Raw genomic sequence first — 19,256 nt, 5'->3', positions numbered from 1 at the left:
CACATCACCGCCTCCTTTGAAAGCTTATCTGAATGAACTCTGGAATCTCTTCAGGCTTGAACTCTTTATGCATCCTTTCTGAGAGAACAGATTCAACCAGCTTTAGTATCTTTTCTGGGTTTTCTTCTAAATGGAAAACAAGAGTTTTTCCTCTCCCTCTTCCTTGACCCTTCTCTCTAGAAGTAATCAGTCCCATGCTTTCAATCTTCGGTGTTATATAATGCATGACATGCCTCATGCTTCTAGGCTTTAATCCAACTTCTTCACAAACCAGTTTGTATACATGATACAACTCTCCAGTCACGGGTAATATTTTAACGTTTTCCAAAAATGCAACTGCCCAAAGAACAATCAGTTGATGGTTACTTAGGGAGTGAACTACTTGTGAGAGCATGTCATTATCAACGACATTGACCGCTTCGTCAATGAGCTCTGTTGTGAGTTTATCATGAGCTCTTAGTGCAGCTTCAATTAAGACTCTAAAACCCCATCTTAAATCTCGCTCATTCTTTTTTACAAGATCTGCCAAGTATGCTATTGCCTCTGTAGTAAAACTTCCGGGAGCAAGCGCTCGTTCAGCTCTATCTAATAAGATTTGATATAATTCCTCAATGTTATATTCTCTAAAATAAATAGTTTGAGGAGTAAATTTTGCCCTCGTTGCATGTTCAATCTTCTCAATTATGTTGCTTTTGTTTGAAATCATGATAATTAATGGACCTTCCTTGTCTAGAAGTTCATCTAATCTAGACATCCTGTAAATTAGGGCATTCATAGGCTCCTCTTTGTCTCTATATGTTCGTTTTAGCTTATCTATCTCATCAAAAACGAAGACATGCCTTCCGTTGCTCTCCTTTAAGTATAAAGTTAGAGCTTCAACAGCTTCAGATACACCGAGACCTCTCTCTGGAAACTCAACTCCCAATCCATGCAATAGAGCGACTAAGGTTTGGTAGTATGTTTTATCTTTACAATTGATGTAGATTATTTTTGAATTAATGCCAGTCTCGTTTACAAATTCATTATAACTTTTTGCAACGATTTTTATAGCATGAGTTTTCCCAGTTCCAGGGGGTCCATGAATTAACAGATTCCCTGGTTGGATTCCACTTAAATACCTACCGAGATGCCTAGTTATTTGAGCAACTTCCTCATCTCTAAACAACAGATAATCAGGCACATAGCTCTCCGTAAGAACACCGGGATTTATGATGATAGTCTTTTTTTGCATCTCATCACGTAGAATTTCCTTGAGATTAAACTTCATACTCGTACTAACCACCCATATATAGATAGTTATCACTTGATATTTAAGTGTTATTATGGCAAATTTGAGGGATTTTAGTTAGTCTTTGAATTACATTATTCAATATTTTTAGAAGAAATCTTGATAAATACCAAACTGTAAGTGACACGATTATCCGTTGTATTACGAAAAATAGTAGTTATAACAACTACAGGATATGACATATCTCAGAAGAATATTAGGAAATGATAGCAGATTGTTAGATATTCCTTAGTAGTTACAAATGATAACGTCGTCTGTCTATTTCAACAACAAAGAACTATACAAGCTTTATACGCCAAATACGACAATAACAACAACCCAATCACCAAAAAATATATAAACAAAGCCCAAAAACTAATATTGGTGATCCTCATGGCTGCCTTTATGGATGTCTTGACCTGGATTGGAACGAATATTCTTGGACAACCTGCAATCCTTTTGGGTATAGTGGCATTTGTTGGACTAGTGCTCCAGAAGAAGCCTTTCAATGAAGTATTGACAGGAACAGCAAAGGTCATGATTGGAGTAGTTATGATGCTTGCTGGAGCAGGATTGTTCGTTGATGAGCTGGTAAACTTCCAATCCCTTATAACCGCTGCAACAGGAGTTGCTCCAAAGTATCCGCCTAATTATGTGCCATTAAATGACTTGATAAGCCAATATGGAAGTTATGCTGCAGTTATAATGACAGTTGCTTTTATCATACACTTAATACTTGTAAGAGTCGTGCCTAAGCTCCGCCATGTATATCTAACTGGTCATCTCATGTGGTGGGTATCATTGTTAGTTGTTGCAGTGATTTTGACCATAAACCCCAATGCTACAGCAAAAGAAATTATACTCCTAGGTTCAGTTACAATGGCAATTTATTGGACCATACAGCCAGCATATATTCACCATGCAATGAGAGATATAATAGGCTCTGATGCTATCGGTTATGCACATACATCATCACTTGTAGCATTAATCTCATACCATGTAGGAAAACGTATTGGAAAACCTGAGGAGAGTACTGAAAATATAACCCTACCAAGAGCACTCTCATTCTTAAAAGATTATGCTGTCAGCACTGCTGTCATCTTGGGAATTATTATGGTTGTTGCAGCTATAGCTGGATACATCAAGACACCAGATACAGTAGCGAACTTAGCAGGAGATTTAAACCCAATAATATGGGCAGTCTTAAGAGGCGTTTACTTCGCAGCAGCAATTGTTGTGCTCCTTACGGGTGTTAAAATGTTTGTTGGGGAGATTGTCCCAGCATTCAAAGGAATTTCGGAGAAAGTTATTCCAGGAGCTATCCCAGCTGTTGACTGTCCAGTTGTATTCCCATATGCTCCAACAGCAGTTATTATTGGTTTCTTGAGCGGTCTTGGTATGTTCTTAGTAATGATGGCACTGTTCATAGCCACAGGATTTGCAGTAATAGTTCCCCCAATGATAATGCTGTTCTTCCCCGGTGGTGCAGCAGCAGTCTTTGGAAACAAAACTGGAGGATGGAAAGGTGCGGTGTTTGCAGGAGCACTTAACGGATTCATATTAGCAATTGGACAAGCATTAACCTTACAATTCTTAACATATGGTGCTGAACTCGCAACGCTTGGAGATCCAGATTGGTACGCTATAGTTGCAATCCTTAAGGCTATACTAGGTGCAATCTTCTGATTTTCCTTATTTTCTTTTTAGCAAAGGCAAAGTTTATTTTTTCAATTAGCAACATATTAAGGGGTGGTATCATGGTGAAATATAAGCTTGATAGGCAGTTAAAAATACTTACAGTTTGTGGTGTTGGTCAAGGTAGTTCGTTAATAATGAGGATGTTTGTAGAGGATGTTTTGAAAGAACTTGGGATCCCAGCAAAAGTGGAACATACAGAACTCTTAACTGCAAAATCAAGTGATGCAGACATAATAGTTGCTTCTGTAATTCATGCAGATGAATTTGAAGGTTCGGACAAAATAGTTGTCCCTCTGAAAAATCTCGTTGACAAAGAAGAGATAAAATCCAAACTTCTTGAAGCATTATCTAAGATGAATGCGATAGAACCTTAATCTCCTAAGATAATTAAATCAATAACTTTAACTTTTTTCAAAATTTTTAAGTATTCTTGATTTGACAAAATGAAATCTACGTGTAAAAACTAATTTTGGGAAAATCAAAGGAGAACAGCTATGAAAATCGAATTAACATTCGTCCTTGTTGGTCCTGTGATGAGCAAAGCTTTCGCCTTTTTCAAAGCATCATAAGTGCTGTGAGTTGCTAAATACTCCTCAATATCAATCCCCTCTTTTTTCAAAATCTCAAGAGTATAACTGTCAACTAATCCTCCAGCAGCATCTGTGGGACCGTCAGTTCCATCTGTATCCATTACCAAAACTGCCGTCCCTCTCAATCCAGAGATTTTTCTAGTTATGCTCAAAGCAATCTCTTGATTAGGCCCACCTAGGCCAGCTTTTCCTAAAATTGTAACTGTCGTTTCTCCTCCAGCTATCAGAACTACGGGCTTCTTAAAAGGTCTGTTTCTATTATAAATCTCTTCTATAATTGAGCCCAAAGCTAAAGCAACGTCTTTTGCTTCTCCCTCAAGTGTCGTCGTTAAGATGTACGCTTTTAGACCAAGCTCTTCCGCTTTCCTCTTTGCACTCTCACAAGCTCTTGAAACACTGCCGATTATGAAGTTGTAAACATTTGGCAAATCCTCTTTGAGCGTCTCCTCAACTTCCCCTTTGAGACCCTTCTCTATGTGTCTTTTGACGCTCTCTGGAATCTTATCCCATATCCCATAGACTTTCAAAATTCTGTAGGCATCCTCAAAAGTCGTTGGGTCTTTAACAGTTGGCCCAGATGCTATTGCTTCTAAGGGATCTCCAACAACATCTGAGAGAATTAAGCTTATCAGCGTTCCTTTCACAAGTTTAGCCAATTTTCCACCCTTAACCTTTGAAATGTGCTTTCTTACGGTATTAATCTCATAGATTTTTGCACCGCTCTTCAGCAAAAGTTCATTTGTCTTTATCTTGTCTTCTAAGCTTATTCCATCCTCTGGTAAGCAGAATAAGGCTGAGCCGCCACCAGAGATGAGCACCAGAAGAATATCATCTTTGTCAACCTTTTTAGCAAGTTCAACACCAGCTAAAGCTCCCTTCATTGAGTTTTCATCCGGTATTGGGTGTCCAGCTTCGATGACCTCTATTTTTTTCAATGGAAGTGCATAACCATACTTTGTAACAGCAACTCCTTCTTCAAGTTTATCTCCGAGAATCTCTTCAACAGCTTTGGCCATCGAACAGGCAGCTTTTCCAAAAGCTAAAACGTAGATTTTGCCTTTAATTGGGAACTCTTTTCCATTAACAATTATCTTCTCATCTTCCATTTTCAGAGCTCTTTTGACGGCCTCATAGGGATCTGAACTTTTTATCGCTTCTTCCATCAGAGTTAGAGCTATTTCTTTAGCCGTAACGTCACCATAACTTAGAAGTTCATCACGATTAACTTTCATTTATTCTCACCAAAAAAGAATAGAGAAAGGAAGGTAAAAAACCTTTAGTCGAGCATTCCCAAAATCTTGTCAATTTCATTTGCTATTTCTACGTCAAAAAGGTAAATCGTAGGTAAAAGCCACCAGAGACGGTAGTTGTGCATCTTGTCCTCTTCCCCATAATATTGGAACACAAACCTACCAAAGCCTGTTAAATCTCTATGGATGTCTCTAACTTCTCTGAGAACTCGTCTGACCTTCGGTGGATACTCTTCATAAGGTAGTGGGATGCTTCTTGTAAACACATTATCCTTATAAAAGTCTGTAGTTAGGCCTACACTATTAACATGTTTCAAAAGCTGCTTAAACTTCTTTGCTTCCCAGAAGCGCCTGAGAATTATTCGCGGGTCTTCTTTTGCCAGAGGAAAAGTTTGTTCTTCTTCCTCAAGCCAGAAAACTAGGTAAGGCTGACCTTTTTCAATAACTATTTTAGCTAAAAGTCTCGCGTTTGAAGGAATCTCTTGCTGTGTCTCTGTGATGTGGTACTCTTTTCCCTTCACTGTGTATGTCTCACCTTCTTCCCTTTCCCCAGCGCCTGAAACGAAATAAGCTCTTTCACCTTCTATCGTTCCCAAATGTAAATCATAACCCCATGCTTTTAAATCCTTGAACTTAAATCTCCTTTCTGCTGGTACCACTCCAGAATTCTCAATTATGTAATACCCTTCAAGCATTTTTCTTCACCAAAAGTTAATAAAACAAAAAGAGATATTTAAATTTTTGGTCAGCACTTAAAATCCTCATCATCTTTTCATCAGCGCTGCGCGGGGTCATCATCTATGATTAACTCAATGACAGCTTTTTGATTCGGGTCTTTTAATTTTTCAATTATCCTCCTATCAATATCTTTAGCTGCTTTGTTTGCCTTAATTGCAAGGGTTCGTCCATCAACATATGTGCTTTTTCGTATGACCATTGAAATATCATTTTCAAAAGTCAAACGTTCATCCCCAGAGGCAATTATTTCATCAACAAAGTTATCAACAATGACCCTGATTCTGACTTTTTTCCCTGATTTAAGAGCCCTTTTAAATTCTTCATTGAGTTCTTTTAAGCTCTTATTGGCTTTGATACAAATTATACAATCCCCCCTGGGAGTTAGAAAGTCTTCTTTCGTAATTTCCAGAGTTGATTTATGAGTTGCTTTAACATTCTCATGACCGTAACAGTGAATTACCTCCTTCAGCATGGTTTAAACTTTAGCCGAGGGTTTATAAAAATAACACTAATAGGGGGCAAAAATATTAAAGGAATTGCATACTACCTAAACTATTGGGGTGGTGCTATGAGAACTTTCCTGTTCATGTTACTCCTGCCTGTGTTCTTTGTGATCTTCATAATTTTAACAGTTTATGCTTTCGTGCATTATGGGATCCTGCCTACTTTCTTTGTGATACTAGGGCTTAGCATCCTACCGTTTCTTATGAGAGAGATAAGAGAGGCGATAAGAAAGAGGCGTAAGAATGAGTTCGAAGCTGAGGCCGAGAAATACGGCATTAAAGTTTATTAAGCCAGAAGTGAATTTCACGAAAAGTTTAAAACGGATTTATTTGATTGAGCTATTGGACATGATGTCAAGATTATCGGAGGGATGAAAATGGGGAACATAAGGCAAGGTTTCATTAAGAGGGTTGCGAGGGAGCTTTTAGATAGGTACCCAAACGAATTCACAACAGACTTCGAGCACAATAAAAGGAAAGTTCAGGAGCTTACAACAGTACAAAGCAAAACAATCAGGAACAGAATTGCGGGCTATCTAACAAAACTTGTTAGGATGAAGCAGGAAGGAAAAATACTTTAAACAGTATATAGCTCTTTCTTTATTCTTTTCAGCTCATTTATGAATTCTTTCGGTAGGAAAGGTTCAATTTCTTTTAACAACTCGTCAAATTCTTTCTCGCTTTCTTGGGCAACTCTGCGCATTAAGTTCTCTATGTATGCCTCTGTGAGAAGTCTCACTTCCTCCAGCTCCTGCTTAGCCCTCATGTGTTCGCTGATTTTTTCCTCAATTTCTCTCAGAAATTCTGCAAGTCCTCTGATCTTTGTTTCTACTGGTTCCTGAGACTTAATCAGTTCCTTTGCCTGCTCATACTCTACTGTCTTCCTTGGAGTCTTTGGTTCGTACATCTCTGTTCCAAATAAGTAAGGTGTCAACAGAACTTCAAGTCTAAAGCCCCTCTTGATTGTGTAATACTTTCTTGGTCTCCCTCTTGGTATCTTCTCAACTCTTCCCTCAATCAATCCAGCTCTTTCTAAAATTCTCAAATGCTCTAGAACTGCTTTTTGCCCTACACCAAGCTCTTGAGAAAGCTCACTAACAAAATAGGGTCTCTTGGTGAGAAGTAAGAGTATCCTACGTCTGGTTTCATTTCCCAATACATCCAGCAACTTCCCCATCTCGTTATTTAATACCATACTCTCACCTCCCACTTATCTAACTTAATGTTAGAAAAGTTTAAACTTAAGCTTTTCGGTTAAAAGAGCGAAAGTAATTCGGATAGGCTAAAACCAAAAATTGAGATAGACGAAAGCTAGAGGACTATGTGATGTTTTCTGCATCTCGCTTCATAGCTTTCAAGCCCACCAACCAGAATTACAGGGGAATCTCTAGGTGCAGGTTTACCATTAATCAAACGCTGGCTTCTCGTTGCTGGTGCTCCACAAACAGTACAGATTGCAGTTAAGTAAACTATGTTGTCAGCTCTAACTAAAAGTTCCTTGGTAACTGGAAACGGATCTCCCTTAAAATCAAGATTAAGCCCAGCAGCAATGACATAAATACCCTCATCCGCTAGTTTATTCAGGGTTTCAACAATTGAAAATGGGAAAAACTGAACTTCATCAACACCTATAACTTCAAGTTTCTCTTTTTTTGTTATATTATAAATCATCTTGACTCCTTCCTCTGTGGTTGGAATAACGTATGCTTCATATCTCAAACCGTTATGAGCTACTACTTCACTTTCGCTGTATCTATTGTCTATTGACGGTTTAAAGAGTGCAGCTTTCCTTTTTGCAAACATCTGCCTCTCGATTCTTTTTATAAGCTCCGTAGTCTTACCAGCAAACATTGGACCAGTTATGACTTCTAAAAATCCTTCTGGATGCATTTGACTCACCAAGATAGATGAGAGAAAAGTAGTTAAAACATCTTTTTATTCAAATTTTGACAGAAAGGCAACTTGAAAGGAAAAATATTGAAGGTTGTATAAACATTTAGAAAGGAAGAGGAAAATCAAACTGGGGTTACATGACCCCACTTCTCTAAAGCTCTTGCAAGTTCCTTGTGGGTCTTTGCGTATTCATCGAGAGGTATTCCCTGTATTATGGCATCTAAAGCCTGTCTCACAGCCATCGCTCCAGCTTTTGGTCCATCGGGGTGTCCAAGGGTTCCACCACCGATTTGAAGAACAAGCTCGGTGCCGAGAGCATCTATGACTGGCTCAAGGTTACCTGGGTGAAGCCCACCAGAGCTAACAGGCATTGCTGGCTTTATGTGATAGAACTTCTGCTCGAGATGGAAGACATCATTCTCTTCTGGAACATAGTGTTTCTCTTTAAAGATCCTTGCAAATTGTATAACTTCCCACTTCTTGCCTTCAAGCTTTCCTGCTCCAGCTGTTCCAACGTGGAGCTGGTCGAGACCTATGACTCTATAGAGCTTGGCTAAGACGAACATTGAAATACCATGATAGGGATTTCTTGTGAATGTTGCATGCATTGCTCTGTGGGCGTGCAGAGCGATGCCGTAATCTTCAGCTAAGTCTCTAATGTATTCCAAAGCTCCCCAACCTGTAACAACCACATCAACCATTGCATGTGGATTTCCATAATCTGCTAAGATTTCAAGCCTTCTCTCCATCTCCCTTATGTCGGCCGTTATGTTGGCGAACCATGACTTCTTCTCGCCAGTCTCGTTCTCGACTTTCTCAATAACTTTCATAAGAACCTCCGCTCTGTCCTCAAAGCGGTTGTACCATGGGCTGGTCAAGTTTTCATCGTCCTTGATGTAGTCCATTCCGCCGCTGAGTAGGTCATAAGCGAGTTTTTCAAGTTCTTCGGGAGAATAACCAACCTTTGGCTTGGGCACAGTTCCCACAATGGGTCTATCTTTGATGCCAAATATCTTTCTAACACCTTCAATACCATGAGCTGGACCACTGAACTCTCTCAGAAATCTTTCTGGTAAATAAATATCCTCAAGTCTTAACCCCTTAACACGCTTCATTCCAAAGACGTTTCCAGCAACTGAAGCTAGCATTCCAGGCATGTTCCCTTCTTCGAAGAGGTGAACTGGATATGCTATTCTCACAACCCAACTCCCATCTCCCATATCGTGGAAGTGATAGGCTTTAGCAGACATGTCCTCCCATCTTTCTTGCTCATACCATGGATACAGGCTAGTCCATGTTCCTGTAGAACTCTCAGCAGCAACTGCTCCAGCAGCAGCCTCAATTGTAAAACCATCTGCGGGGGTTATTCTAAAAACCGCTATCAAATCCCTCTTGGGATTTGGTTCATATTCCTTATCTACATATTGGTCATATATCTCAAACTTCTCGGGCATTTTTACTCCCTCCTTCTCCTGAGTAATAATAAGGTTGTATGGAGGAATATATAAACATTATTGGTCAGAAATGTGTCAAATAAATTCAAAGAATAGAGAGAAAAATCATTCCATTGCCTTCATAAGTTCATCCACATTCTCTGGAGGCTCTGTTATCAAGCTAACTATTATCACTGCTAGTAGTGAGAGTAAGAATGCTGGTACTAATTCATAAATCCCCGTTGTAGCCTTGAGGTAGAGCTTCCATATAATTGTTGTAAGTGTACCTACAATAAAACCTGCTGCGATACCCCATTTTGTTGTCCGCTTCCAGTAAAGTGAAAGCAGCAATGTTGTGCCTATTGATGCCCCTAGTCCACCCCATGCAAATAGCACAAGCCAGAATATGAGATCCTTGGCAAAGTAAGCGAGAAGTATTGCAAATATGCCGGTTACAACAACTACAACTCTACTCAAATACAAGGCTTGTTTTTCATCTAATGCTACACCCTTCTTTATGACTTCTTGATAAAAGTCTCTGACTACTGTTGATGCAACTACTAAAAGCTGTGAGTCTGCTGTTGAAAGAATTGCCGCAAAGATTCCACCCATGAGAATTCCATATAAAAGTGGTCCAAAGTACTGAGATGAGAGCCATGGATAAATCATCTCCGGATTACCTGCTGGAAGCATGCTTGGCTCTGGGAATAACGCTCTCCCTGCAAGTCCAACGAAAATTGCACCCCAAGCCAAAACAACGTTCCAAAAAGTTCCAATAACTGTTGATGCCCTAAGTCTGTCTGGATCATCTATTGACATATATCTAACTATAATGTGTGGTTGACCTGGTGAACCGAGACCAATTCCCAGGAATCCTATGATTAATCCAGCACCATAGGCAAATGGATCAACGTACTTTGGATTCAGTTGCTGTAGGATTTGTAGCATCATATCTACACCGCCAATGTGGAGTATGGCCACAATAGGCAACAGCACAAGACCAATGATCATTATAACTGCTCTGATAACATCATTATAGGCAACTGCAATGAAGCCACCGAGAACCATATAAATCAGTATCATACCTGCCGAAATCAACAACGCAACAAAGAGATTCAATCCTAAGGCTGTGCTTAATGTCTTAGCTCCAGCGTTGAACTGGGCACCAACATAAGCTGTTAAGAACAACGCTATGATTATCGATGCCAATACTCTAAGAACTTTTGAATTGTCTCTAAATCTCGCTTCAAAGTAATCTGGTACTGTAATACAATTGAATTTTTCTGAGAACTTTCTTAGCCTTATCCCCATATAAACAAACTGGAACATCTCCATTGTTATGTAACCAACAGCTGCCCATACTGCACTGACACCTAACTTATATGCCATACCACTTAATCCAAGCACCAGCCATGAGGATCTTCCTGATGAAACCGCTGACAACGCAACGACAATTTTGTTCATCGCCCTACCGCCAACAAAGAAGTCTTCTTCAGTCTTTGTCCTTCTCATAACCCAAAATCCAACAAATATTGGTAATAACAATGTAAACAAAAACGCCACCAAAGCTATGGGATTTTTCAACATTTCATATGCATTTGCCACATTTTCACCTCCGAGCTGTTTATTCTTTTCTTCCTGTAATGTAATAAATTAGTACAGAACACAAAACGATCAAAGTTGGTAATACAAACAAAACAAATTTTGCAGCCCCCATTTCTGCATGCACCCCCTTAGACGTTAGTGCACAATAAATAACATCTTTTACATATATAAGCGTTATGCTTTTCGACAAATATCGAACCAAGTTTTTCTCATAAATTCCCTTTCTCTGTGAGATTTAGACAAAAATATGCACAAATTGGAAAATGCAAATGATGCTATTTCGACAAAAAAAGATTTTTCTAATTAACATCAATTATAGAATAACAAGCCTAAAAATTTCCAACTTTGTGCTATCTGAATTATTTTGACTTAACTCTCAATAGATATAAGGAAGATGGGCCGATAATCAACGGAGAGCGGTGTTTTTCCGAAAGGTTTATATAGGACTTCTTTCAAAAAATAAAATGCAAATATTAACAAAACAACTTTAAGGAGGTAGGGGAAATGGCTGAGTTACCAATTGCCCCAGTTGATAGATTGATTAGAAAGGCCGGTGCACAAAGAGTTAGCGAAGAAGCAGCCAAGCTCTTAGCCGAGCACCTCGAGGAGAAGGCTATTGAGATCGCAAAGAAGGCTGTCGACCTCGCAAAGCACGCTGGCAGAAAGACAGTCAAGGCCGAGGACATCAAGCTCGCTATTAAGAGCTGAAGTTCTCTTTTGTTCTTTTTGGCTTTTTCTGTATTTTGTGTTTTTGAATATATCTTGTTTAACGTAGTTGTTCTTTTAAGTTAAATCTTCCATAAATCTACAATTTCTGCTTTGAATCTAGAACCCTCAATTTTTGCAATAGCAAACGTGGGATTGCTCATTCTAGGTAGAGTAGGAGAGCCAGGATTTAAAAGAAATATTTTCTGCCCCATAAATTCGTAAACATCATAGAAAAATCTGTGAGTATGTCCAAAGACTAGAACATCAACGTCCATATCGAGGGCTTTATACTTCAAAGTTTGGGTATCCAAAGAATGAAACTGATGCCCATGAAGAATTCCAATACTGATATCTCCAAATTCAATAATTTTTTCTTCAGGTAAATTCAGAGTATCTGTGTTACCTTTTACAGCGATGACAGGGGCTATTTCTTCCAATTTTTCGAGGACAATTTTCTCATTTATGTCTCCAGTGTGAATAATAAGCTCAACATTTTCTTCTCTGAACTTTTTAAAAATTAAATCGGGAATGTAAGAGGCCTTATAAGGATAATGAGTATCACCTAAAATTCCAACAGCAACCATCGGCGAGGTCCCCTCTCATCACCAATCAGCGACGGGTTTGAATCCTCATCTGGTCAAAGAGTAAGCTTTATGTTGAGCTTTTCAACAAGCTCCTTATATCTATTTCTCACAGTAACTTCCGTAACGTGGGCAACTTCAGCAACTTCTCGCTGTGTCCTTTTTTCACCTTCTAGAACGCTTGCAATATACAGGGCAGCTGCAGCAACACCCATAGGTCCTCTCCCACTTGTTAATCCCATTTTAATAGCTTTTTGAAGAATTTTTATTGCCCTATTTTTTGTTCTTTCACTTAATCTCAGCTGGTCAGCAAATCTATTTACGTAATCAATTGGGTTTGTAGGAGTGAGCTTTAAATGAAGCTCTCTAGCTACGAACCTATAACTCCTCCCTATTTCTTTCTTATCTACCCGTGCAACTTCTTCAATCTCATCCAAAGTTCTAGGGACTTTTGCCATTCTACACGCAGCATACAGACAAGCTGCAGTGACCCCTTCAATTGACCTCCCCCTAATAAGCTTTTCCATCACTGCTTTCCTATAAAGAGCAGCGGCCATTTCTTTGACATTCCTTGGAAGGCCTAATTGGGATGCCATTCTATCAAGTTCACTTAGTGCAAACGCCAAGTTTCTTTCAGCTGCATCACTAACTCTAATTCTTCTCTGCCATTTCCTGAGACGATACATTTTTGCTCTCATAGTTCCTGAAATATCATGCCCATGAATGTCTTTGTTTTTCCAGTCAATGGTGCTGGAAAGCCCTTTATCGTGTATCATCATTGTCATTGGAGCACCGACCCTTCCACGTTTAGTTCTCTGATCTGCATCGAAAGCTCTCCATTCCGGGCCAGAATCTATAATGTTTTGAGCAACGACGTAACCACAAGCTGTGCACACGATTTCTCCTCTTTCAGGGTCATAAATCAACTTAACTGATCCACAAATAGGGCATTTCTTAAAATCTTCAGCAGAAAGCAAGTGAGTCACCCCCTCTTTTTGGGGGCAGGGCGCTTCTTCTTGAACTTTTTACTCTTACCCTTACTCTTTTGTTCAGCCCTTTTTCTCCTTTTCCTTTCATCAACATAAAGAACTTGTCCAATATACTTTTCGGGATTCTTCACTTTTGGCTTTACAGCCACATAGGGCATTTTGACTGGCCCAAATACATCCTTAACGATGCCAATAGTCTGAAGATTTTTATCTACAACTAGATCATTTAAAGAAGGCACCCAATCAGAACGGAGTATCAGGAACCCTTGTTTTGCATAATGAGAAACCTTACCCAAGCGCTTCATAGCCCCACCCCAAACCGAAATCTTTTTAAATCTTTCGCTTGGTTCTTTTTAAATGTTTCGTATTATCATTTTGTTTCGTAATGTAAACCAAAAGGTTTTTAATATAGAAGTGCTGTATCCACTGGAATTTTATCTTGTACAACCACAATATTCTCCCATTGCCCAAAATGTCTTCCGTTAAGCTTTTAAAATGTCTAATTTTAATAACAAAATGGTACTTTAAAATTGGCAGGAGGTGAAAGCATGCCAGTGATAGAAGAGATTACAAAAGTTAGCTTTGAAAGAGTAGGAAGTCATTCCCACATTAAAGGGCTAGGCCTAGATGAGAATGGAAAAGCAAAGTTCATCGCAGATGGAATGGTAGGACAAACAAAAGCAAGAGAAGCCGCTGGTATCGCGGTTAAGCTGATAAAGAAAGGTAAGCTCGCTGGAAAGGGAATCCTCCTTGCTGGACCTACTGGAAGCGGCAAAACAGCCATAGCAATGGGAATTGCTAAGGAACTCGGCGAAGACGTCCCATTCGTCCAGATAAGTGGAAGCGAAATTTATTCCGCTGAAATCAAGAAGACGGAATTTTTAAAGCAGGCTTTGAGAAGAGCAATTGGTGTTAGAATAAGCGAGGAAAGGAAAGTTTACGAAGGAAAAGTTGAGAAAATTGAAATTAGAAGAACTAGACACCCATTCAATCCCTATATCGAAATCCCCGAATCCATAGTGCTAACCCTTAGGACAAAAGACGATGAAAAAACAATTAGAGCCGGGAGAGAAATAGCTTACCAGCTTCTTGAGCTTGGAATTGAGGAAGGAGATGTAATCCAAATTGATGCTGAAACCGGAAGGATTTCAAAAATTGGAACAACAAAAGAAGAGGAAGGAATTTTCCTAAAGAGGAAAGTCGATATGCCAAGCGGTCCAGTGCTCAAGATTAAGGAGTTTACATACACAGTAACGCTTCATGATTTGGATGTTGTAAATGCAAGAGCAGGTGGAATATTCAGCCTCTTCTTCGGAGGAGGACTAGAGATTACAGATGAAGTTAGGGAGAGAGTTGATGAAACAGTTAAACAGTGGGTAGAAGAGGGTAAGGCAGTATTAGTGCCAGGAGTTCTGTTCATTGATGAGTGTCATATGCTTGACATTGAGGCATTTTCATTCCTTGCAAGAGCTATGGAAAGTGAACTAGCACCAATTCTGATTCTTGCAACCAACAGAGGAAGAACAAAGATTAGAGGAACTGACATTGAATCACCTCACGGAATCCCAATTGATATGCTTGATAGATTGCTCATCATCAACACAGAACCATATAAGAAGGAAGAAATAAGAGAGATTGTAAAGATCAGAGCTAGAGAAGAAGGAATTGAAATAAGCGACGAAGCAGTTGAATACCTTGCAGAACTTGGAGAGAAGACAAGCTTAAGATATGCGGTACAGCTTTTAGCTCCAGCGAGCATATTAGCAAATAGCAAGAGAGTGGAGAAAGAACACATCATGAAAGCCGAAGAATACTTCGCTGACATAAGAAGGAGCATAAGCTACGTAGAAAACTTAGAAGGAATGCTCCGCTGATTATTTCTCTATTTTTAGCTCTCTAAGCTTTCTACTGAGCTTTAAATGGAATGTGAACTCATGGTAAATTGAATTATGTAGGAATTTTAATTTAAGTTCATTAAGCTTAACTTTTCCTCCAAATTCTCCAAATATCAGAGCGTCTCCAACTTGTATAACTCCAAAAACTGCAGCTAAATTAAAGAGCAGAGTTCTCATCTGGTAAGGAGTTGCATAGTGAATTGAGAGCTCTTCATGAGGATACTCAAAGAGGAAATACTCAAGCCCTTCAAGCTCCGCTATATCTGTCATTGCAACGTCTGCTGTTAAGAGAATAACGAGAGAAGGAGTTTCTTTGTCAAACCGTTTGAGGGATTTAACAATAAGTTCGTCATTTGTACCTGTGTTTTCATGAACTCTTCTGACTTCTATTATTCTGTCTTTCAGGGCTTTAAACTCCTTAAGGGCTATGTATGCCGCCTTTCTTGATTTTTTCATTCTTCTATTGTAAAATTCGTCTAGAAGAGGGGAATTGTAAAGAATACGTTTTAAAGCACTTATATGCCTTGAATGATATTTATAGTTCATGGACTGCTCAATTTCCCATATGACTACATCAACTACCGCAAGCTCATACCTTCTAAGGGGAGGATATGTGGAAATAAAGCGGTGGTAAAAAATGTTTGTATCTGGAGCAAAAATCACTCTCTTGCTTAAAAGCTCATAACTCTCAAGATGTTTCTTAAACTCGTCAAGGTTCGCATATTTTATTATACCCGAAGCTAAGACACACTCGTGGAAATCTCTGTAATTTGGCAGATCATGAAGAGAATCTCTTTTTTCTGATAAAATTTCAGAAAAAGCTTCTGGATTTGCTAAGGCTTCAATTTCATAGCCATAACCTTTTCTTCTAAATTTCAAGAGAGAAAAATTGCCATAAAGCGGATAAGAGACAAGTGTGTCGTCAGGGAGGAGGTTAAGTAGAATTTGAAGTTCTGGCTTGTCTATGACCAGCTCCATGATCACTCCTCCATGAAGTCCTCAAGCTTTTGTGCATGAAGTGGGATCATCATATATGGTCTGTTTGCAAACTGTATGTCTTTATCGGCTAATGCTAAGTAAAAGACGTGATTAACTTTTAGTGGAACTCCTTGGACAAGTGCTCCAGCTACTAAAGCTTTTCTTCCTGAGGTTATATCTATGGCAATCTCAGCACCTTTATTCTTGAGCTCCCTAAGGAGCTTCTCGACCTCTCCCCGTGCTTCCCTAAAATTTGCTTCTTTTATTATCCTCCATTCAATCTTGGGAGAAAATCCAAATGCGTTGGAAATTATTTCAAACGCTCTAACGGCTTTGGGGAGTTTGTCTTGATATATATCCTCGAGGAATATGTAAATCTCGTCAGGTTTGTACTTCTTTTCCATTACAACGGCATAATATGCGTTTATCATAGCCCATGTAGAACGACCCAGCATTGTTATGTAGGCTTTCATTTTTATCTTAATCTACTAATATCAATCCATACAAAACACTTTCGCTGAAGTCTAAGTCAACAATCTTGGATAGCTCTATTCCTATGGCGTCAAGGGAAGGTCTGACTTTTGTTGGCATCAAGCACTTGCCACTCTTTTCGAACTCGCATTCGTTACAGAGGTTGCAATTACCAGGAAAGAGCGTAAAGGCATAGGGATAACCTGACTTAAAGAATTCTTCTTCCTTCTTGAGCAGATAGAGGAGTACTTTTCTCTTTTCTTCTTCAAAGTTCTCATAATTGATTTGAAACTTAATTAAAAGAGCTCTCTTGAAGTGTTTAACCCATTCTTTAGCTTCTTTCCAAGAAGGAACATAAGGAGGACATGAGGGACTTTTACCATAAACTGGGCAAGTTCTACACTTCCAGATAGGTCTGGGAGAGACAACGATGTTCTCTGTATTTATTTCTTTTTCATAGACAATTATCATAACAATTCACCAACATCTGACATTTTTTGAAAAGCTTGTTTACGGTATATACCAAGTCTCAGCTATTACATCATGCTTGTGGATGCTCTCTAGGCTGATAACCTTCACGTGAATTTTGCCTTTGAAACGTTGCTTTGCTTTGAATATTATCTCTCTAGCAACGTCTTCAACAAATCTTGGATTCTGGTACATTTTCTGAACAACAGCATTTTCGTCAACAGTCTTCAGAAGTGTATATGTTGGAGAACTAAAAGAGCTTTCAACGACTTCGATCATATCCTCAAGGGCTATTTCTTCATCAAAGTTCGTCTTTATTTCAAGAGTTGCTATCGCCCTCTGGATGTGTGTTTTTCCTTGATTGTTTGCCATTGCATGTGGGCATGCTGTGTTTCCTATGACTGTAACCCTAAGTACTTTTTCGAGTTTTCCTTTTGTTTCATCCTTTATTACTCCAACCTCCACATCATAGGTTTCTAGGCTCTTCCGTCTGCTTGCAGGAGTTTCTTTTTCTAGAATTAGATGAGTTTTTATCCATATTTCAGCTCTCTTGTGTGGATGTTTTTTCTCTAAGCGTTTAATTATAGCAAGTTCGAGATCTTCAAGCGATGAATGAACTTTGCTGACCTCCTCTTCTATTGCTTCACTCATTGTTTCTGTTATGCTCTCTACAAGACGGCTCATGTGTATTCCTTTTTTCTCTTCTGGAACGTCGATGGTAATTTCGAATGTTGGGATAAACGTGTAAAGTTTGCCTTTCCAGTTAATCTTTGCCACAGTTCTGAGATTAGTTATACCAACCCTATGAAGCTTCTCTCTAATCTCCGGAACTTCCTCTTGAGTTTCAAAAATCTCACTCATTTTTATCACCGTTAGGTTAGGCTAAACAGCTGGACTTTTTAACTCTATCTCAAGAATTTCATTAGGTTGTCATAACTTTTTCTTGCGACTTCTATATCTTCATCGCTAAGCTTTTTGGCATATTTTGCTTTTTCAAATATCCTTGTTAATGTGTGCAGGTCATCTAAATCCTCAAAAATATTTTTCAGCTTTTCTTCATGCTCCCAATGAGTCCAGCTCTTTTGATAGGGATAGCCCTTCAAAATAAGCCCCGCGACAACGTTCTTGTACATCTTTATTATCCTCTCCTCTGGCGTTCCTTCAATCGTGTCAAATGTCATTTGTGGGTTAAATCTGTGAAGTTCGCCCATAATTACGGTGTGCTTTCTCCGTCTTTTAACTGCGGTTAAAACAATAGAGGCAGCAATAAGGAGAGGGATTACATACATATACAAGGGGAGAGGTTTGTAGTAAACCATAACAGTCTGATTAAGCCCAAAGCCCATAATCCATTTTGGGTACCTTATAAGAGGAGCCTCCCCGCGAGGTAAATAGCGAGGTTTAGCTGTGAGGATGAGGTAAACGGCAACAACAAGTGCAAACAATGTAATAAACTCAGCGACATTTCTCCACTTGCTTCTCTTCCTTGGAAGTCTTTCACCTGAAATGCCGGTTTCAAAGAGAAATCTCAACGCAATAGCCATGGCTATGAAGAAAAAGAATCCCCATATCAGATATAGCCACTCAATATTAAAGGAGGAGGCTTCGGATTTAATCGCATATCTAAAAAGCATTGAGAACAGAAAAAGCATGAGTAAAAAGACAATGGCATGTTTTATAGTATCAACTGTCTTTGTATGTTTGAGGTTTCTCTTATAACTCCTGTTATCCTCCAAGTGAGGCTCCATGTTACAAACACACCGATGTATGCTTAGATTTTGGAACCTAAAAATTTTCTGTTATTTTCCGTTAATCATATAGTACAAAGTTCTTAGGGGAATTCCTAATTCTCTGCTGATTTCCTTTGGAGTTTTTCCTTTTTTCATAAGCTCTCTTATTTGGAGAAGAACAGTTTCATCATATTTTCTTGGCCTTCCTCTCGATTTTTTCATAGGGACAATGTCAATACCCATCTGCCTGAGAGCGTTTACAACTCTCTTTGAGACTTTTGGATACAAGCTCGGTGGACAGCCGATGACCCTTACATTTGGGGCATTTTCCAGAATTCTCACGAGTATTTCTTTTGTTGGTCTAAGGTTAATGTAAACCTCTCTAACATTTTCGTTAAGCATCTCATCTATTTTTCTCAAAAGCTCCTCGTTATTTCTCGCTTTTACTTCAACTCTCAC

The 19,256-nt window shown here is 39.0% G+C and carries 23 protein-coding genes; 6 read left to right on the top strand and 17 right to left on the bottom strand.

Translation table 11 applies throughout. The features are described from left to right. Positions 1-4: 4 nt before the first annotated feature. A complete protein-coding gene (locus tag TES1_RS03605; RefSeq protein WP_042680301.1) occupies positions 5-1,267 on the bottom strand; it encodes a Cdc6/Cdc18 family protein in 1,263 nt (420 codons plus the stop codon). Positions 1,268-1,660: 393 nt separating this feature from the next. Between TES1_RS03605 and TES1_RS03600 the strand changes: the two genes are divergently transcribed. Together TES1_RS03600 and TES1_RS03595 are read left to right on the top strand one after the other, a co-directional pair. Further along, on the top strand, positions 1,661-2,953 hold the full coding sequence (locus TES1_RS03600; RefSeq protein ID WP_051408165.1) for a PTS ascorbate transporter subunit IIC: 1,293 nt from the start codon (positions 1,661-1,663) through the stop codon (positions 2,951-2,953). A gap of 71 nt (positions 2,954-3,024) precedes the next feature. Next, positions 3,025-3,339: a PTS sugar transporter subunit IIB gene (locus TES1_RS03595; RefSeq protein WP_042680300.1), complete on the top strand. Its 315-nt coding sequence runs from the start codon at positions 3,025-3,027 to the stop codon at positions 3,337-3,339. A 104-nt stretch (positions 3,340-3,443) separates the two neighbouring features. Here TES1_RS03595 and TES1_RS03590 read toward each other — a convergent pair whose 3' ends face one another. From TES1_RS03590 to TES1_RS03580, 3 genes are all read right to left on the bottom strand, one after another. Further along, a complete protein-coding gene (locus TES1_RS03590) occupies positions 3,444-4,787 on the bottom strand; it encodes a glycerate kinase type-2 family protein (protein ID WP_042680298.1) in 1,344 nt (447 codons plus the stop codon). A 44-nt stretch (positions 4,788-4,831) separates the two neighbouring features. After that, a complete protein-coding gene (locus tag TES1_RS03585; protein ID WP_042680296.1) occupies positions 4,832-5,500 on the bottom strand; it encodes a TIGR00703 family protein in 669 nt (222 codons plus the stop codon). An 80-nt stretch (positions 5,501-5,580) separates the two neighbouring features. Beyond that, positions 5,581-6,015 carry a DUF371 domain-containing protein gene (locus TES1_RS03580; RefSeq protein ID WP_042680294.1) on the bottom strand — a complete coding sequence of 145 codons (435 nt, stop codon included), beginning with the start codon at positions 6,013-6,015 and terminating at the stop codon, positions 5,581-5,583. Between the two features lie 96 nt (positions 6,016-6,111). Between TES1_RS03580 and TES1_RS03575 the strand changes: the two genes are divergently transcribed. Together TES1_RS03575 and TES1_RS03570 are read left to right on the top strand one after the other, a co-directional pair. Next, complete coding sequence (locus TES1_RS03575) at positions 6,112-6,336, top strand: hypothetical protein (protein WP_042680292.1); 225 nt, start codon at positions 6,112-6,114, stop codon at positions 6,334-6,336. A gap of 87 nt (positions 6,337-6,423) precedes the next feature. After that, positions 6,424-6,627: a 30S ribosomal protein S17e gene (locus TES1_RS03570; protein WP_013467090.1), complete on the top strand. Its 204-nt coding sequence runs from the start codon at positions 6,424-6,426 to the stop codon at positions 6,625-6,627. On the opposite strand, the gene TES1_RS03565 is transcribed toward TES1_RS03570, so the two are convergent. The 4 genes from TES1_RS03565 to TES1_RS03550 all read right to left on the bottom strand — a co-directional run bounded on the left by TES1_RS03565 (position 6,624) and on the right by TES1_RS03550 (position 10,977). After that, a complete protein-coding gene (locus tag TES1_RS03565) occupies positions 6,624-7,241 on the bottom strand; it encodes an ArsR family transcriptional regulator (protein WP_042680289.1) in 618 nt (205 codons plus the stop codon). The genes TES1_RS03570 and TES1_RS03565 overlap by 4 nt on opposite strands. A gap of 116 nt (positions 7,242-7,357) precedes the next feature. Then, a complete protein-coding gene (locus TES1_RS03560; protein ID WP_042680287.1) occupies positions 7,358-7,936 on the bottom strand; it encodes a thymidine kinase in 579 nt (192 codons plus the stop codon). A gap of 125 nt (positions 7,937-8,061) precedes the next feature. Further along, positions 8,062-9,393, bottom strand: a complete 1,332-nt coding sequence (rbcL, locus tag TES1_RS03555) for a type III ribulose-bisphosphate carboxylase (protein ID WP_042680285.1) — start codon at positions 9,391-9,393, stop codon at positions 8,062-8,064. A gap of 105 nt (positions 9,394-9,498) precedes the next feature. Further along, positions 9,499-10,977, bottom strand: coding sequence for a sodium/proline symporter (locus TES1_RS03550; RefSeq protein WP_042680283.1), 1,479 nt, complete (start codon positions 10,975-10,977; stop codon positions 9,499-9,501). 504 nt (positions 10,978-11,481) lie between these two features. Here TES1_RS03550 and hpkB point away from each other — a divergent pair. Further along, positions 11,482-11,685, top strand: coding sequence for an archaeal histone HpkB (gene hpkB / locus TES1_RS03545; protein ID WP_042680281.1), 204 nt, complete (start codon positions 11,482-11,484; stop codon positions 11,683-11,685). An 80-nt stretch (positions 11,686-11,765) separates the two neighbouring features. Here hpkB and TES1_RS03540 read toward each other — a convergent pair whose 3' ends face one another. From TES1_RS03540 to TES1_RS03530, 3 genes are read right to left on the bottom strand one after another with little or no spacing between them, the layout of a single operon-like run. Beyond that, positions 11,766-12,269: a YfcE family phosphodiesterase gene (locus TES1_RS03540; protein ID WP_042680279.1), complete on the bottom strand. Its 504-nt coding sequence runs from the start codon at positions 12,267-12,269 to the stop codon at positions 11,766-11,768. A gap of 53 nt (positions 12,270-12,322) precedes the next feature. Then, positions 12,323-13,243 (bottom strand): transcription initiation factor IIB, encoded by a 921-nt coding sequence (locus TES1_RS03535; protein WP_042680277.1) that lies wholly within the window; start codon positions 13,241-13,243, stop codon positions 12,323-12,325. Positions 13,244-13,248: 5 nt separating this feature from the next. Further along, positions 13,249-13,560 (bottom strand): Gar1/Naf1 family protein, encoded by a 312-nt coding sequence (locus tag TES1_RS03530; RefSeq protein ID WP_042680275.1) that lies wholly within the window; start codon positions 13,558-13,560, stop codon positions 13,249-13,251. A 243-nt stretch (positions 13,561-13,803) separates the two neighbouring features. Between TES1_RS03530 and TES1_RS03525 the strand changes: the two genes are divergently transcribed. Next, entirely contained in the window at positions 13,804-15,129 is a 1,326-nt protein-coding gene (locus TES1_RS03525; protein WP_042680273.1) for a RuvB-like helicase, read from the top strand. Here TES1_RS03525 and TES1_RS03520 read toward each other — a convergent pair whose 3' ends face one another. Genes TES1_RS03520 through TES1_RS03495 form a run of 6 tightly spaced genes read right to left on the bottom strand, consistent with a single transcriptional unit; the run spans position 15,130 to position 19,256 of the window. Next, entirely contained in the window at positions 15,130-16,128 is a 999-nt protein-coding gene (locus TES1_RS03520) for a PIN domain-containing protein (RefSeq protein ID WP_042680271.1), read from the bottom strand. A gap of 2 nt (positions 16,129-16,130) precedes the next feature. After that, the gene (locus TES1_RS03515) at positions 16,131-16,601 is read right to left on the bottom strand and encodes a hypothetical protein (RefSeq protein WP_042680269.1); all 471 of its coding nucleotides are present in this window, start codon (positions 16,599-16,601) and stop codon (positions 16,131-16,133) included. A gap of 7 nt (positions 16,602-16,608) precedes the next feature. Continuing rightward, entirely contained in the window at positions 16,609-17,070 is a 462-nt protein-coding gene (locus tag TES1_RS03510; protein ID WP_042680267.1) for a DUF2284 domain-containing protein, read from the bottom strand. 39 nt (positions 17,071-17,109) lie between these two features. Next, positions 17,110-17,928: a GTP cyclohydrolase IV gene (locus TES1_RS03505; RefSeq protein WP_042680265.1), complete on the bottom strand. Its 819-nt coding sequence runs from the start codon at positions 17,926-17,928 to the stop codon at positions 17,110-17,112. Between the two features lie 44 nt (positions 17,929-17,972). Then, positions 17,973-18,815 (bottom strand): DUF4129 domain-containing protein, encoded by an 843-nt coding sequence (locus TES1_RS03500; protein ID WP_227738507.1) that lies wholly within the window; start codon positions 18,813-18,815, stop codon positions 17,973-17,975. Positions 18,816-18,866: 51 nt separating this feature from the next. Continuing rightward, complete coding sequence (locus TES1_RS03495; protein WP_042680263.1) at positions 18,867-19,256, bottom strand: DUF1699 family protein; 390 nt, start codon at positions 19,254-19,256, stop codon at positions 18,867-18,869.

The organism is Thermococcus paralvinellae (genome assembly GCF_000517445.1).
GTDB lineage: Archaea > Methanobacteriota_B > Thermococci > Thermococcales > Thermococcaceae > Thermococcus_B > Thermococcus_B paralvinellae.
This window is presented reverse-complemented; position numbering and strand designations above follow the sequence as displayed.

What these genes read in the sequence shown, in the direction of transcription:
- TES1_RS03605 (WP_042680301.1), bottom strand. Translation starts at nt 1,267, where the DNA reads ATGAAGTTTAATCTCAAGGAAATTCTACGTGATGAGATGCAAAAAAAG.
- TES1_RS03600 (WP_051408165.1), top strand. Translation starts at nt 1,661, where the DNA reads ATGGCTGCCTTTATGGATGTCTTGACCTGGATTGGAACGAATATTCTT.
- TES1_RS03595 (WP_042680300.1), top strand. Translation starts at nt 3,025, where the DNA reads ATGGTGAAATATAAGCTTGATAGGCAGTTAAAAATACTTACAGTTTGT.
- TES1_RS03590 (WP_042680298.1), bottom strand. Translation starts at nt 4,787, where the DNA reads ATGAAAGTTAATCGTGATGAACTTCTAAGTTATGGTGACGTTACGGCT.
- TES1_RS03585 (WP_042680296.1), bottom strand. Translation starts at nt 5,500, where the DNA reads ATGCTTGAAGGGTATTACATAATTGAGAATTCTGGAGTGGTACCAGCA.
- TES1_RS03580 (WP_042680294.1), bottom strand. Translation starts at nt 6,015, where the DNA reads ATGCTGAAGGAGGTAATTCACTGTTACGGTCATGAGAATGTTAAAGCA.
- TES1_RS03575 (WP_042680292.1), top strand. Translation starts at nt 6,112, where the DNA reads ATGAGAACTTTCCTGTTCATGTTACTCCTGCCTGTGTTCTTTGTGATC.
- TES1_RS03570 (WP_013467090.1), top strand. Translation starts at nt 6,424, where the DNA reads ATGGGGAACATAAGGCAAGGTTTCATTAAGAGGGTTGCGAGGGAGCTT.
- TES1_RS03565 (WP_042680289.1), bottom strand. Translation starts at nt 7,241, where the DNA reads ATGGTATTAAATAACGAGATGGGGAAGTTGCTGGATGTATTGGGAAAT.
- TES1_RS03560 (WP_042680287.1), bottom strand. Translation starts at nt 7,936, where the DNA reads ATGCATCCAGAAGGATTTTTAGAAGTCATAACTGGTCCAATGTTTGCT.
- rbcL (WP_042680285.1), bottom strand. Translation starts at nt 9,393, where the DNA reads ATGCCCGAGAAGTTTGAGATATATGACCAATATGTAGATAAGGAATAT.
- hpkB (WP_042680281.1), top strand. Translation starts at nt 11,482, where the DNA reads ATGGCTGAGTTACCAATTGCCCCAGTTGATAGATTGATTAGAAAGGCC.
- TES1_RS03540 (WP_042680279.1), bottom strand. Translation starts at nt 12,269, where the DNA reads ATGGTTGCTGTTGGAATTTTAGGTGATACTCATTATCCTTATAAGGCC.
- TES1_RS03530 (WP_042680275.1), bottom strand. Translation starts at nt 13,560, where the DNA reads ATGAAGCGCTTGGGTAAGGTTTCTCATTATGCAAAACAAGGGTTCCTG.
- TES1_RS03525 (WP_042680273.1), top strand. Translation starts at nt 13,804, where the DNA reads ATGCCAGTGATAGAAGAGATTACAAAAGTTAGCTTTGAAAGAGTAGGA.
- TES1_RS03520 (WP_042680271.1), bottom strand. Translation starts at nt 16,128, where the DNA reads ATGGAGCTGGTCATAGACAAGCCAGAACTTCAAATTCTACTTAACCTC.
- TES1_RS03515 (WP_042680269.1), bottom strand. Translation starts at nt 16,601, where the DNA reads ATGAAAGCCTACATAACAATGCTGGGTCGTTCTACATGGGCTATGATA.
- TES1_RS03510 (WP_042680267.1), bottom strand. Translation starts at nt 17,070, where the DNA reads ATGATAATTGTCTATGAAAAAGAAATAAATACAGAGAACATCGTTGTC.
- TES1_RS03505 (WP_042680265.1), bottom strand. Translation starts at nt 17,928, where the DNA reads ATGAGTGAGATTTTTGAAACTCAAGAGGAAGTTCCGGAGATTAGAGAG.
- TES1_RS03500 (WP_227738507.1), bottom strand. Translation starts at nt 18,815, where the DNA reads ATGGAGCCTCACTTGGAGGATAACAGGAGTTATAAGAGAAACCTCAAA.